Raw genomic sequence first — 13,200 nt, 5'->3', positions numbered from 1 at the left:
CCGGGACGCGTGGCAGGAACGGGGCGGCCGGGGTGTGCCCCGAAGGGGCCGAAGGAGCCGGGAAGGGAGCCGGACCCGGGCCGGGGGCGGTGGGCAGGACGGTGGGCAGGACGGGGAGAGGCAGGGGAGTCGGAACCCGGGGGGAGGGAGGGGGCCCCGGTGCGCCGGGCGGCATGGAACAATCGGAGACGGCTCACCGGTATCCCCAGCGACCAGGAGACGACTGCACGATGCGTATCGGAGTTCTCACCGCAGGCGGCGACTGCCCCGGCCTGAACGCAGTGATCCGGTCGGTCGTGCACCGAGCGGTCGACCATTACGGCGACGAGGTCATCGGCTTCGAGGACGGCTACGCGGGCCTGCTCGACGGCCGCTACCGCACCCTCGACCTCGACGCGGTCAGCGGCATCCTGGCCCGCGGCGGCACCATACTCGGCTCCTCCCGGCTGGAGCGCGACCGGCTCCGCGAGGCCTGCGAGAACGCCTCGGACATGATCCGCGACTTCGGCATCGACGCGCTCATCCCGATCGGCGGCGAGGGCACACTCACCGCGGCGCACATGCTGTCGGAGGCCGGTCTGCCGGTGGTCGGCGTGCCGAAGACGATCGACAACGACATCTCCTCCACCGACCGCACCTTCGGCTTCGACACCGCCGTCGGCGTCGCCACCGAGGCGATGGACCGGCTGAAGACCACCGCCGAGTCCCACCAGCGGGTCATGGTCGTCGAGGTCATGGGCCGGCACGCGGGATGGATCGCCCTGGAGTCCGGCATGGCCGCCGGTGCCCACGGCATCTGCCTTCCCGAACGGGCCTTCGACCCGGCCCGGTTGGTGAAGATGGTCGAGGAACGTTTCGCCCGCGGCAAGAAGTTCGCGGTGATCTGCGTCGCCGAGGGCGCCCACCCCGCCAACGGCACCATGGACTACGGCAAGGGCGAGATCGACAAGTTCGGCCACGAGCGCTTCCAGGGCATCGGCACGGCACTGGCCCACGAGCTGGAGCGGCGCCTCGGCAAGGAGGCCAGGCCGGTCATCCTCGGCCACATCCAGCGCGGTGGCACGCCGACCGCGTACGACAGGGTGCTCGCCACGCGCTTCGGATGGCACGCGGTGGAGGCCGCGCACCAGGAGCGGTTCGGCCGGATGACCGCGCTGCGCGGGACCGACGTCGTGATGGTCCCGCTCGCGGAGGCCGTCACCGAACTGAAGACGGTCCCGAAGGACCGCATGGACGAGGCCGAGTCGGTCTACTGACGGACGGCCCCGCCCGACCTCGGCGCGGGAGGGCCGTGCCCGCGTCATCGCCCCGGCGCGCGGCCCTACGCGTCATGGCCCCGGCGGACGGTCCTACGGGCCCGTCACCCACCGGTACTGCAACTCCGGCCGCCCCACGGCCCCGTACTGGGGGTGCCGGCCCGCGCGGCCCGCGTCGACCAGGTGCTCCAGGTAGCGGCGGGCGGTGATGCGGGAGATGCCCACCGCCTCCGCCACCCCGCTGGCCGTCAGGCCCTCGTCGGCGTCGCGCAGGGCCAGGGTCACCCGTTCCAGGGTCGGTGCGCTCAGGCCCTTGGGCAGGGCGGCCGGTCCGGGGGCGCGCAGGGCGGCCAGCGCCCGGTCCACCTCGGCCTGGCCGCTGGCCTCGCCCACGGCCGCCCGGAACTCGGCGTACCGCACCAGACGGTCCCGCAGCGTCGCGAAGGTGAACGGTTTCAGCACGTACTGGACGACCCCCAGCGACACGCCCTCGCGCACCACCGTGAGGTCCCGTGCCGAGGTCACCGCGACGACGTCCGCGTGATGCCCCGCGGTCCGCAGCGAGCGGGCCAGCTGCAACCCGTGCACATCGGGCAGGTGCAGGTCGAGAAGGAGCAGGTCGACGGGGGTGCGCTCCAGCATCCGGCGGGCCTCGGCGCCCGTGGCGGCCTTGCCGGCGGCGACGAATCCCGGCACCCGGCCGACGTACATCACATGGGCGTCGGCGGCGACGGGGTCGTCCTCCACCACCAGGACACGGATGGGCGGTCTGCCGGTCATGCCGTGCCTCCCGTGTCCGAGCCCGCCATCGCATCGTTCGCGACCGCACGGTTCCCGGTGGCGGCCCGCAGCGGAAGGCGTACCTCGAAGCGGGCGCCGCTTCCCTCCTCCGACGTCACCGTCAGCGTGCCGCCGTGCCGGTTCACCGCCTGCCGTACCAGCGCCAGGCCCAGCCCGCGCCCGCGCCCGCCCGGCCCCGACGGCTTGGTCGTGAAGCCCCGCTGGAAGACCGCCTCGGTGTGGTCCGGGTCCACGCCCGGACCGGTGTCGGACACCCGGAGGATCAGCTCCGCGCCGGCGTCGGTGAGGGCGGTGACCGCCACCCGGGGACTGATGCCGCCCAGCGCCGCGTCCACGGCGTTGTCGATCAGGTTGCCCAGGATGGTGACCAGGTCCCGGGCGGGCAGGGTGTCCGGCAGCAGCCCGTCGTCCAGCCGGCTGTCCGGCGTGACCAGCAGCTCCACGCCCCGCTCGTTGGCCTGGGCGGTCTTGCCCAGCAGCAGCGCCGCCAGCACCGGTTCGCCCACCGCCGCCACCACCTGGTCGGTGAGCGCCTGGGCCAGTTCCAGCTCGGCGGTCGCGAAGTCCACCGCCTCCTCGGCCCGGCCCAGCTCGATCAGCGAGACGACGGTGTGCAGCCGGTTCGCCGCCTCGTGCGCCTGCGAACGCAGCGCCTGCGTGAAGCCCCGCTCCGAGTCCAGTTCGCCCGTCAGCGACTGGAGTTCGGTCACATCGCGCAGGGTCACCACCGAACCGCGCCGCTCACCGCCCGACACCGGGGAGGTGTTCACCACCAGCACCCGGTCCGCCGTCAGATGCACCTCGTCGACCCGCGGCCGAGAGGCGAGCAGCGCACCCGTCAGCGGTGCCGGAAGACCGAGTTCCGCGACCGACCTGCCCACCACGTCCTCCTTCGGCCCCACACCCAGCAGCTCCCGGCCGCCGTCGTTGATCAACGCCACCCTGTACTGCCCGTCCAGCATCAGGAGCCCCTCGCGCACGGCGTGCAGCGCGGCCTGATGGTAGTCGTGCATGTGGCTGAGTTCGGACGCGTTCATCCCGTGGGTGTGCCGGCGCAGCCGGGCGTTGATCACGTACGTGCCGATCGCGCCGAGCCCCAGGGCGGCGGCCGCGGCCGCGAGCAGCGCGGTCAGCTGGCCCTGCGCAAGCCGGCTGATCGAATCGACCCGTATCCCCGCGCTGACCAGGCCGACGATCCGGTCACCGTCCAGGACCGGGGTGACCGCGCGGACGGACGGGCCGAGGGTGCCGGTGTAGGTCTCGGCGAAGGTGTGGCCCGCGAGGGCGGCAGCGGTGTGGCCGCGGAAGGGCAGACCGATCTGGCCCGGGTCGGGGTGGGTCCAGCGGATGCCCCGCGGATCCATGATCGTGACGAAGTCGATGTCGGTGTCGCGCACCACCGCCAGCGCGTACGGCTGGAGCGTCGCCGAGGGATCGGCGGTACGGATCGCCTCCCGCACCGAGGGGGAGTCCGCGATCGACAGGGCCACCGCCGTGGCCTGGCGGCCCGCCGCCTCCTCCGCCTGGCTGCGGTCGCTGACATAACTGAACAGCGCGTACCCCACCACGAGCACCGCTATCAGCACCGCCTGCATGGCGAAGAGCTGGGCCGCGAGGCTGCGGGGTTTCGGGAGGGTGATGCGCATCCCGTCAGTGTGCATCCCCATGTAGGCGTGAACTAAATGAACGGAAGGGTGACCGCGCTCACAAGGCAGGACATAGTCACGGCAGTCCCCACCCCCCAACCCCACCCCCATCCCCCGGACGTGAGCCGCACGCCGGTGATGCCGACGTCGTCAAGGAGGCCGCCGTGACCAGCACAGCCGATACGGCACCTGCCGCTCCCAAAGTGAAGCGGGACCGCACGCACTATCTCTACATCGCGGTGATCATCGCGGTCGCCCTCGGTATCACCGTCGGTCTGGTCGCACCCGACTTCGCGGTCGAGCTGAAGCCGATCGGCACCGGGTTCGTGAGCCTGATCAAGATGATGATCTCGCCCATCATCTTCTGCACCATCGTGCTGGGCATCGGCTCCGTCCGGAAGGCCGCCAAGGTCGGCGCCGTCGGCGGTATCGCCATGATCTACTTCCTGATCATGTCGCTGGTCGCGCTCGGCATCGGCCTGGTCGTCGGCAACATCCTGGACCCCGGTACGGGCCTCGCGGTCACCGACGCGGTCAAGGAGACCGGTCAGGCCCAGGTCGACGCCGAGGCCAAGGACACCACCGAGTTCCTGCTCGGCATCATCCCGACCACGATCGTGTCCGCGTTCACCCAGGGCGAGGTCCTGCAGACCCTGCTGATCGCCCTGCTGTGCGGCTTCGCGCTGCAGGCCATGGGCAGCGCCGGCCAGCCGGTCCTGCGCGGGATCGAGCACATCCAGCGGCTGGTCTTCCGGGTCCTCGCCATGATCATGTGGGCCGCCCCGATCGGTGCGTTCGGCGCCATGGCCGCGGTCACCGGCTCCGCCGGCGTGGACGCGCTGAAGAGCCTCGCGGTGCTGATGCTCGGCTTCTACATCACCTGTGCGCTGTTCATCTTCGGGATGCTCGGCGCGCTGCTGCGGATCGTCGCGGGTCTGAACGTCTGGTCCCTGTTCAAGTACCTCGGCCGGGAGTTCCTGCTGATTCTGTCCACGTCCTCGTCCGAGTCGGCGCTGCCGCGGCTCATCGCGAAGATGGAGCACCTGGGCGTCAGCAAGCCGGTGGTCGGCATCACCGTCCCGACCGGATACTCCTTCAACCTCGACGGCACCATGATCTACATGACCATGGCCTCGCTGTTCATCGCCGACGCCCTGGGCACGCCGATGTCGATCGGCGAGCAGATCCCGCTGCTGCTCTTCCTGCTGGTCGCCTCCAAGGGCGCCGCCGGTGTCTCCGGTGCGGGCCTGGCGACGCTGGCCGGTGGTCTGCAGTCGCACAAGCCGGCCCTGGTGGACGGCATCGGCCTCATCGTCGGCATCGACCGCCTGATGAGCGAGGCCCGCGCCCTGACCAACTTCGCGGGCAACGCGGTCGCCACGGTGCTGATCGGCACCTGGACCAAGGAGATCGACAAGGAGCGGGTGACCCAGGTCCTCTCCGGCGCCATCCCCTTCGACGAGACCACCCTGCTGGACGACCACGACGGCGGCGGCCCCGCCGACCGTGCCGAGGTCCCCGGAGCGGGCGGCGAGAAGGAACTCGCCAAGGCCTGACAGGGCTGCTTCCTCCTGCTGCACAAGCGCTGCCCCATCAGCGCTTTCCCCGCCGCCGAGCGGCCGGACTCCTTCCCCCGGGAGCCCGGCCGCTCGGCCCTTTTTGTTCGGATTCGTCTCGTCCCGCCTTGCCCTGACGCCGACGTCAAGGCGTACGTTCCCCGGTATGCGAATCGGCGAGCTGGCCGCACGCGCCGGGACCACCACGCGGACGCTGCGGTACTACGAGTCACGGGGACTGCTGCCCGCGCGGCGTACGGGCAACAACCACCGGATGTACGACGAGAACGACCTGAAGCTGCTGCGGCAGATCCGGACGCTCCAGGACTTCGGGTTCGAGCTGGAGGAGACCCGGCCGTTCGTGGAGTGTCTGCGGGCCGGGCACCCCGAGGGCGACTCGTGCCCCGCCTCGCTCGCGGTCTACCGGCGCAAACTGGACGAACTCGACGCCCTCATCGGCGAGCTGCAGACCGTACGGGCAGGTGTCGGGGCGCAGTTGGCGCGGGCGGAAGGGGCGCGGGACGAGCTGGCCGCCGACGCTGCGGTTCCGGGAGGTCCGGAACCGGTGTGCGAACTCGGAGGGCGGCAAGGGTGAGCAGGGCAAAGGGTGTGACCGAGGTGACTGACGCGGACTTCGCGGCGGAGGTGATCGGGGCCGAACTGCCGGTGCTGGTGGAGTTCACCGCCGACTGGTGTCCGCCGTGCCGGCAGATGGCGCCGGTGCTGAGCGCGCTGGCCGCCGAGCAGGGCGAGCGGCTGAAGGTCGTGCAGCTGAACGTGGATGCCAACCCGGCCACCACCAACGCGTACAAGGTGCTGTCGATGCCGACGTTCATGGTGTTCCGGGATGGTGAGCCACTGCGGTCGATGGTGGGCGCCAGGCCCAAGCGGCGGCTGCTGGAGGAACTGGCCGAGGTGATCTGAGCGGCACTGGCACCGGCGCGGGCGGCGCCGGTGCCGTACAAAAGAAACCCCCGGGTAATTGCGCCCGGGGGTTTCTTTTGCGTATATTCGTTGACTCGCGACTTCAATAGGATTGGGTCGCGAGGAAGTTCAGTGAGCACAGTATATCCGGGCGGGAGCCGAATTGTCAAACAGCGAATATCCGGACCGTGAATTCCGACAGGAACAGGAATTCATCGACGGACTGTACGCACGCGTGGACGCCCTGCGCGGTGACACCGAGGTGTCCCTCACGGACGCGCTCGGGCAGGGCAACACGCCCCTGCAGGCCAGGCTGGAGCGCGACATCCTCGTCGCCGAGCGGTCCGGGCTGCTCGCGGCGCTGAACGCGGTGGACGGTTCGCTGTGCTTCGGCCGGATCGACCTCTCCTCCGGCGACACCCACCACATCGGCCGGATCGGCCTGCGCGCCGACGACGCCGAGCGCACCCCCGTCCTCATCGACTGGCGCGCCGACGTCGCCCGCCCGTTCTACCTGGCCACCGGCTACACCCCGATGGGACTGAGGCGCCGCCGGCACATCACCTCCGAGGGGCGCACGGTCACCGCCCTGCACGACGAGATCCTCGACCTCGGTGACGAGACCCGTACCGGCCACGAGGATCCGACCGGCGACGCCGTACTGCTCGCCGCGCTCACCTCCGCGCGCACCGGCCGCATGGGCGACATCGTCCGCACCATCCAGGCCGACCAGGACCGCATCATCCGCGCCCCGCACCGCGGTGTACTGGTGGTCGAGGGCGGCCCCGGTACCGGCAAGACCGCCGTGGCCCTGCACCGCGCCGCCTACCTCCTCTACGAGCACCGCGAGCTGCTGGCCCGCCGCGCCGTCCTGATCGTCGGCCCCAACCCGGCGTTCCTCGGCTACATCGGCGAGGTGCTGCCCAGCCTCGGCGAGACCGGGGTGCTGCTCGCGACCGTCGGCGAGCTGTTCCCCGGGGTGAAGGCCACCCGGGCGGACACCCCCGAGGCCGCCGCCGTGAAGGGCCGGGCCGCCATGGCCGACGTCCTCACCGCGGTCGTCCGCGGCCGGCAGGCGCTGCCCGACCCGGTGACCACCATCGAGCACGACCGCGAGATCCTCATGCTGGACGACGGCCTGGTGCGGGTCGCCCGCGAACGCACCCGCGCCGCCAAGCTGCCGCACAACGCGTCCCGCGAGTACTTCGAGGGCCACATCCTCAACGCACTCACCGACATGGTCGCCGAACGCATCGGCACCGACCCGTACGACGGCAGCAATCTGCTCGACCCCAGCGACATCAGCCAGATCCGCGACGAGCTCGCCGAGAACCCCGAAGTGTGGTCCGCCATCGACCGGTTGTGGCCCCGGATCACCCCGCAGCGACTGATCGCCGACTTCCTCGCCGCACCCGAGGAGTTCCTGCCGGCCGAGGACGCCGCCGCCGTACGCCGCCCGGTGACCCGGCACTGGACCGTCGCCGACGTGCCGCTGCTCGACGAGGCCGCCGAACTCCTCGGCGAGGACGACCGGTGGGTGCGCGAGCGGGCCGACCGGGAGCGGCGGACGCAGATCGCGTACGCCCAGGGCGTCCTGGACGTGTCGTACGCGTCGCGGACCTTCGAGTTCGAGGACAAGGAGGAGGGCGACCCCGAATCCTCCGAGGTGCTGTCCGCGCACGACATCATCGACGCGGAACGCTTCGCCGAGCGGCACGAGGAGGAGGACCACCGCAGCGCCGCCGAACGGGCCGCCGCCGACCGCACCTGGGCGTTCGGCCACATCATCGTCGACGAGGCACAGGAACTGTCGCCGATGGCCTGGAGGCTGCTGATGCGGCGCAGCCCGACCCGCTCGATGACCCTGGTCGGCGACCCGGCGCAGACATCGGAGGCGGGCGGTGTCGGCTCCTGGGAGGACATCCTCGCCCCGTACGTCGAGGACCGCTGGGAGCACACCCGGCTCGGCGTCAACTACCGCACCCCGGCCGAGATCATGGATGTCGCGGCGGCCGTGGTGCGCGCCGAGCACCCCGGCTTCGAGCCGCCCGGCTCGGTCCGCTCCACCGGCGTACGCCCCTGGGTCCGCGCCACCGACGACCTGCCCGACGCCGTCGCCAAGGCCGTCGCGGAACTCACCGCCGGGTCCCCGGGACCCCAGGACGCCCCCGGACCGGACGGCACCCTGCCGGGCCGGCTCGCCGTCATCGCCCCGCGCGACCTGCACCGCGCCCTGGCCGCCCGGCTGGACGGGGTCACGGCGGGCGCGGAACCGGACCTGACGCAGGGGGTCGTGCTGCTCGACCCGCGGCAGGCCAAGGGACTGGAGTTCGACTCCGTCCTCGTGGCCGAACCGGGGCGCTACGGCACCAGCGACCTGTACGTGGCGCTGACCCGCGCCACCCAGCGGCTCGGCGTCCTGCACACCGGACCGCTGCCGAAGCCGCTGGCCGACACCCTGGCGTAGCGCCCGCCCGCCGGTCAGGCCGGGCGCAGCCAGACCGTCGCCAGGGGCGGCAGGGTCAGCCGGATGCTCGCCGGGAACCCGTGCCGCCCCTGCGGCTCCGGCTTGACCGGGTCAGGGTGGGCCACGTCGCCGCCGCCGTAGCGGGCCGCGTCGGTGTTCAGGACCTCGTGCCAGGCGGGCACGTCGTCCGGGACACCGATCAGGTAGTCATGCCGGACCACGGGGGCGAAGTGGGACACCGCGAGCAGCGGGGTGCCGTCCCGGTCGTACCGCAGGAACGCGAGCACGTTGTCCTCGGCCGCGTCCCCGGCCACCCACCGGAAACCGGCGGGCTCGGTGTCCAGCCGCCACAGCGCCGGGGTGTGCGCGTACACGGTGTTGAGGTCGCGCACCAGGTCGCGCACCCCGCGGTGGTCGGCCTCGGCACCGTAGGCCGGATCCAGCAGCCACCAGTCCGGGCCGTGCTGCTCGGACCACTCGGCGCCCTGCGCGAACTCCTGCCCCATGAACAGCAGTTGCTTGCCGGGATGGGCCCACATGAAGCCGAGACAGGCGCGCAGATCGGCGCGCTGCTGCCACCAGTCGCCGGGCATCTTCGACACCAGCGACCGCTTGCCGTGCACGACCTCGTCGTGGGAGATCGGCAGCACGTAGTTCTCGCTGTAGGCGTACGCCATCGAGAACGTCATCTCGTGGTGGTGGTAAGCGCGGTGGACCGGCTCGTGGCTCATGTACTGCAGCGAGTCGTGCATCCAGCCCATGTTCCACTTCAGCCCGAAGCCGAGCCCGCCGAAACCGCTCGGGCCCTCGTGATGGGTGGCCCGGGTGACGCCGTCCCAGGCCGTGGACTCCTCCGCGACCGTCACCACGCCGGGCACCCTGCGGTACACCGTGGCGTTCATCTCCTGGAGGAACGCCACCGCGTCCAGGTTCTCCCGGCCGCCGTGCTCGTTCGGCGTCCACCGGCCGGGCTCGCGCGAGTAGTCGAGGTACAGCATCGAGGCGACGGCGTCCACCCGCAGCCCGTCGATGTGGAACTCCTCGCACCAGTACACGGCGTTCGCCACCAGGAAGTTGCGCACCTCGCGCCGTCCGAAGTCGAACTCCAGGGTCCCCCAGTCGGGATGGGCCGCCCGCAGCGGATCGGCGTGCTCGTACAGCGGCCGGCCGTCGAACTCGGCCAGTGCCCACTCGTCCCGCGGGAAGTGCGCCGGCACCCAGTCCATCAGCACCCCGATCCCGGCCCGGTGCAGCGCGTCCACCAGGTACCGGAAGTCGTCCGGGGTGCCGAGGCGGGCCGTGGGCGCGTAGAAACCGGTGACCTGGTAGCCCCAGGAACCGCCGAAGGGATGCTCGGCGACCGGCATCAACTCGACGTGCGTGAAACCGAGATCCTTGACGTACGCGGGCAGTTGCTCCGCCAGTTGACAGTACGTCAGTCCCGGTCGCCACGACGGCAGGTGCACCTCGTACACCGAGAACGGTGCCTCGTGCGCGGGCACTTCGGCGCGGCGCTCCAGCCACTCGGCGTCCCCCCACGCGTACCGCGAGGACGTGACGACGGACGAGGTGGCCGGCGGGACCTCCGTGCGCCGCGCCATCGGGTCGGCGCGCAGGGTCTTCGAACCGTCGGGCCGGGTGATGTCGAACTTGTACAGCTCGCCCTCACCGACCCCCGGCACGAACAGCTCCCACACCCCCGACGAGCCCAGCGACCGCATGGGGTGCCCGGCGCCGTCCCAGAAGTTGAAGCCGCCCGCCACCCGCACCCCGCGCGCGTTCGGCGCCCACACCGCGAACCGGGTGCCGGTCACCCCCTGGTGGGTCATGGGGTGCGCGCCGAGCGCCGTCCACAGCTCCTCGTGCCGCCCCTCGCCGATCAGATGCAGATCGAACTCGCCGAGCGTGGGCAGCAGCCGGTACGCGTCCTCGACCTCCCGCACCGTCCCCTCGTACGCCACGAGCAGCCGATACGCCGGGACCTCCCGCAGCGGCAGCAGCGCCGAGAAGAACCCGCCCCCGTCGTCGTGCAGCTCGACGGTGAGGCCCCCGGAGACCACGGTGACGGCCAGGGCGTACGGCTTGAACGCCCGGAAGACGACCCCACCGGGCACCGGGTGCGCGCCCAGCACCGCGTGCGGGTCGTGATGCGTGCCGTCCAGCAACCGCTCCCGGTCGGCGGTGCCGAGAGCGGGGGAGAGGGCGAGCTCCACCTCCGGCGGGGCGAGCTGCCCGGCCGCCGGGTGCGCCCCAAAGGCCCGCACCCGCACGGCCTTGGCCTGCTTCGCCTTGCCCTGCTTCAGGGCTCTCTGCTTCGGAGCCCCCTTCTTCGCCACGCCTTTCTTCACGGCACCCTTCTTCGTGGCGCCCTTCTCGGGTATCGCCTGGGCCGCCTTGGCTGCCGCGGGCTTCTTCTTCCGCGCGGCCGTCGGCGGCTCGGCGGGCCGCTGCTCGGCCGGCTGCTCCGGATGCGAACCGCTGGAATCGGGGCGGGGGGTCACGGACGGAGCCTCCTGAGGGAAGGTCGGGCAGGTCAGGTCTGGTCGGGTCCGGCGAGTCTGCGCACCGCCGCCAACGGGACCGGAAGCCACTCGGGCCGGTGCCGGGCCTCGTACAGCACCTCGTAGACGGCCTTGTCCGTCTCGTACGCGCGCAGCATCACGGGATCGGTGCGCGGATCCGCGCCCGCGGCCTCCGCGTAGCCGGAGCAGTACGCCGCCCGGCAGTGCTCGGCCCAGTCCGGCTGCGGCGGGTCCGCGGAGCGGGCCGCGTAGTCGAAGGACCGCAGCATGGCGGCCACGTCCCGGACCACGGGCTGCGGCATCCGCCGCTCGGCGAGCGGCCGGGCCGGTTCGCCCTCGAAGTCGATCAGCGACCACTCTCCCCCACTGCCGGAAGCGGGGGAGGGGCCCCCGGCCGGGGACCGCAGGCACTGGCCGAGATGCAGATCGCCGTGCACCCGCTGGGCGGTCCAGGTCTGTCCCTCGGCGGCCAGGTCGTCCAGGGCGGTGTACGCCGAGCCGAGACCGGTCGCGTACGGCCGCAGCGCGGGCACCGCCCGGACGGCCGCCGCCAGCCGCTCGGCCATGCCGGCGGCCATGGCCCGCAGCCGGCTGTGGCCCAGGGTGACCGTGGGCAGCGCGCGGGCCAGCGCGGTGTGCACCTCGGCGGTGGCCCGCCCCAGCGCCCGTGCCTCGGCGACGAAGTCCTCGCCCTTGGCCAGCTCCCGCAGCGCCAGTTCCCACCCGTCCGTCGCACCCTGCACGAACGGCTGGAGCACGCCCAGCACATGGGTCTCGCCGGGATCGGCCGGGTCCGGGTCCGCGACCAGCCACGCCGTGGGCGGTGGCACCCGCGGGCAGCCCTCGCGGGCCAGCGCCAGCGGCAGCTCCAGATCGGGGTTGATCCCGGGCACGATCCGGCGCAGCAGCTTCAGGATGAACGTATCTCCGTAGACGACGGACGAGTTCGACTGCTCGACCGTCATCAGACGCGGCACCAGACCGGGCCGGATCTCCTGCCCCGGGTCCCGCTCGAAGCGCAGCCCGCCGATCCGGGCCCGGGTGCGCAAGGCCTCCAGGAGCAGTTCGGCGGGCCGGGCGTCGTGCAGGGCCTCGTAGACCGTCCGTCCGGCGAGCGGGCCCTCGCTCACGTGCCCGATCAGCGCGGACGCCAGCCGGGGCGGCAGCGCCTCGCGCACGCCGATCAGCAACTGGTAGCAGTCACCGGGGCGGGCGGCGCCGGCACCGGGGGCGGACGGGACGGACGGGTCGGGCTGGTGAGCACGGACGAGCAGGTGGTACAGGCCCAGCCTGACACCGGGCGGCAGCAGCTCGGTGGCCGCGACCAGGGTGAACCCGGTGACCGGGCGCCCCTTGCCCGCGAACCAGCGCTGTCGCGGCAGCCACTGTCTGAGCAGTGGATCCAGTGAGGCAAGGAGGCCGGGCGGGGGTACGACGGTACGTATGACGGCTTCCGGCATGGAATCGCGTCCTTTCCCCGGGTCGTCGGGGTGTTACTGATGCGTGCCCCGGGCGGGGCGGGAGAAACCGCCCCGCCCCGGGTTCTACGCGGCGTCCCTGCGGAGCCGAAACCAGTAGAAGCCGTGGCCCCCGAGGGTCAGCAGATACGGGAACTCACCCACCGCCGGGAAGCGCACCCCGCCGAACAGCTCGACCGGGTGGCGTCCCTCGAAGGCGCGCAGATCGAGCTCGGTGGGCTGCGCGAAACGGGAGAAGTTGTTCACGCAGAGCACCAAGTCGTCCTCGTACTCCCGCAGGAAGGCGAGGACGGCGGGGTTCGTCGACGGCAGTTCGGTGTAGGTGCCGAGGCCGAAGGCGCGGTTCTGCTTGCGGATCTCGATCATCCGGCGGGTCCAGTGCAGCAGCGACGACGGGGAGGCCATGGACGCCTCGACGTTGATGACCTGGTAGCCGTGGACCGGGTCCATGATCGTGGGCAGGAACAGCCGGCCCGGGTCCGACGACGAGAAGCCGGCGTTGCGGTCGGGGGTCCACTGCATGGGGGTGCGGACGGCGTCGCGGTCGCCG

General features: G+C 72.0%; 10 protein-coding genes. 5 read left to right on the top strand and 5 right to left on the bottom strand.

What is annotated here, in order from left to right; all coding sequences use genetic code 11:
• The first annotated feature begins 230 nt into the window (after window positions 1-230).
• Complete coding sequence (locus tag ACFPZI_RS27200; RefSeq protein WP_381368152.1) at window positions 231-1,256, top strand: ATP-dependent 6-phosphofructokinase; 1,026 nt, start codon at window positions 231-233, stop codon at window positions 1,254-1,256.
• Window positions 1,257-1,349: 93 nt separating this feature from the next.
• Here the strand turns inward: ACFPZI_RS27200 and ACFPZI_RS27195 are convergent, their stop codons facing one another.
• Window positions 1,350-2,036 (bottom strand): response regulator, encoded by a 687-nt coding sequence (locus ACFPZI_RS27195; protein WP_381368149.1) that lies wholly within the window; start codon window positions 2,034-2,036, stop codon window positions 1,350-1,352.
• Complete coding sequence (locus tag ACFPZI_RS27190; protein ID WP_381368146.1) at window positions 2,033-3,703, bottom strand: sensor histidine kinase; 1,671 nt, start codon at window positions 3,701-3,703, stop codon at window positions 2,033-2,035. The genes ACFPZI_RS27195 and ACFPZI_RS27190 overlap by 4 nt, the downstream gene beginning before the upstream one ends.
• Window positions 3,704-3,867: 164 nt before the next feature.
• Between ACFPZI_RS27190 and ACFPZI_RS27185 the strand changes: the two genes are divergently transcribed.
• From ACFPZI_RS27185 to ACFPZI_RS27170, 4 genes are all read left to right on the top strand, one after another.
• Entirely contained in the window at window positions 3,868-5,259 is a 1,392-nt protein-coding gene (locus tag ACFPZI_RS27185; RefSeq protein ID WP_381368143.1) for a cation:dicarboxylate symporter family transporter, read from the top strand.
• Window positions 5,260-5,425: 166 nt separating this feature from the next.
• Window positions 5,426-5,854: a MerR family transcriptional regulator gene (locus ACFPZI_RS27180; protein ID WP_381368140.1), complete on the top strand. Its 429-nt coding sequence runs from the start codon at window positions 5,426-5,428 to the stop codon at window positions 5,852-5,854.
• 14 nt (window positions 5,855-5,868) lie between these two features.
• The gene (locus ACFPZI_RS27175) at window positions 5,869-6,183 is read left to right on the top strand and encodes a thioredoxin family protein (RefSeq protein ID WP_381368137.1); all 315 of its coding nucleotides are present in this window, start codon (window positions 5,869-5,871) and stop codon (window positions 6,181-6,183) included.
• A gap of 145 nt (window positions 6,184-6,328) precedes the next feature.
• Window positions 6,329-8,650: a HelD family protein gene (locus tag ACFPZI_RS27170; RefSeq protein WP_381368554.1), complete on the top strand. Its 2,322-nt coding sequence runs from the start codon at window positions 6,329-6,331 to the stop codon at window positions 8,648-8,650.
• A 14-nt stretch (window positions 8,651-8,664) separates the two neighbouring features.
• On the opposite strand, the gene glgB is transcribed toward ACFPZI_RS27170, so the two are convergent.
• From glgB to ACFPZI_RS27155, 3 genes are all read right to left on the bottom strand, one after another.
• On the bottom strand, window positions 8,665-11,151 hold the full coding sequence (gene glgB, locus ACFPZI_RS27165; protein ID WP_381368134.1) for a 1,4-alpha-glucan branching enzyme: 2,487 nt from the start codon (window positions 11,149-11,151) through the stop codon (window positions 8,665-8,667).
• 32 nt (window positions 11,152-11,183) lie between these two features.
• A complete protein-coding gene (locus tag ACFPZI_RS27160; protein WP_381368131.1) occupies window positions 11,184-12,632 on the bottom strand; it encodes a maltokinase N-terminal cap-like domain-containing protein in 1,449 nt (482 codons plus the stop codon).
• An 84-nt stretch (window positions 12,633-12,716) separates the two neighbouring features.
• Window positions 12,717-13,200 (bottom strand): alpha-glucosidase C-terminal domain-containing protein (locus ACFPZI_RS27155; RefSeq protein ID WP_381368129.1); only part of this gene is annotated, 484 nt, incomplete at its 5' end.

This window comes from Streptomyces chlorus, assembly GCF_042655885.1.
Lineage (GTDB): Bacteria > Actinomycetota > Actinomycetes > Streptomycetales > Streptomycetaceae > Streptomyces > Streptomyces chlorus.
The sequence above is the reverse complement of the archived record's forward strand: the minus strand, read 5'-3'. Positions and strand labels throughout refer to the sequence as shown.

Bases quoted from the DNA above. Each gene is read 5' to 3' on its own strand.
- ACFPZI_RS27180 (WP_381368140.1), top strand. From the start codon at position 5,426: ATGCGAATCGGCGAGCTGGCCGCACGCGCCGGGACCACCACGCGGACG.
- ACFPZI_RS27190 (WP_381368146.1), bottom strand. From the start codon at position 3,703: ATGCGCATCACCCTCCCGAAACCCCGCAGCCTCGCGGCCCAGCTCTTC.
- ACFPZI_RS27160 (WP_381368131.1), bottom strand. From the start codon at position 12,632: ATGCCGGAAGCCGTCATACGTACCGTCGTACCCCCGCCCGGCCTCCTT.
- ACFPZI_RS27200 (WP_381368152.1), top strand. From the start codon at position 231: ATGCGTATCGGAGTTCTCACCGCAGGCGGCGACTGCCCCGGCCTGAAC.
- ACFPZI_RS27195 (WP_381368149.1), bottom strand. From the start codon at position 2,036: ATGACCGGCAGACCGCCCATCCGTGTCCTGGTGGTGGAGGACGACCCC.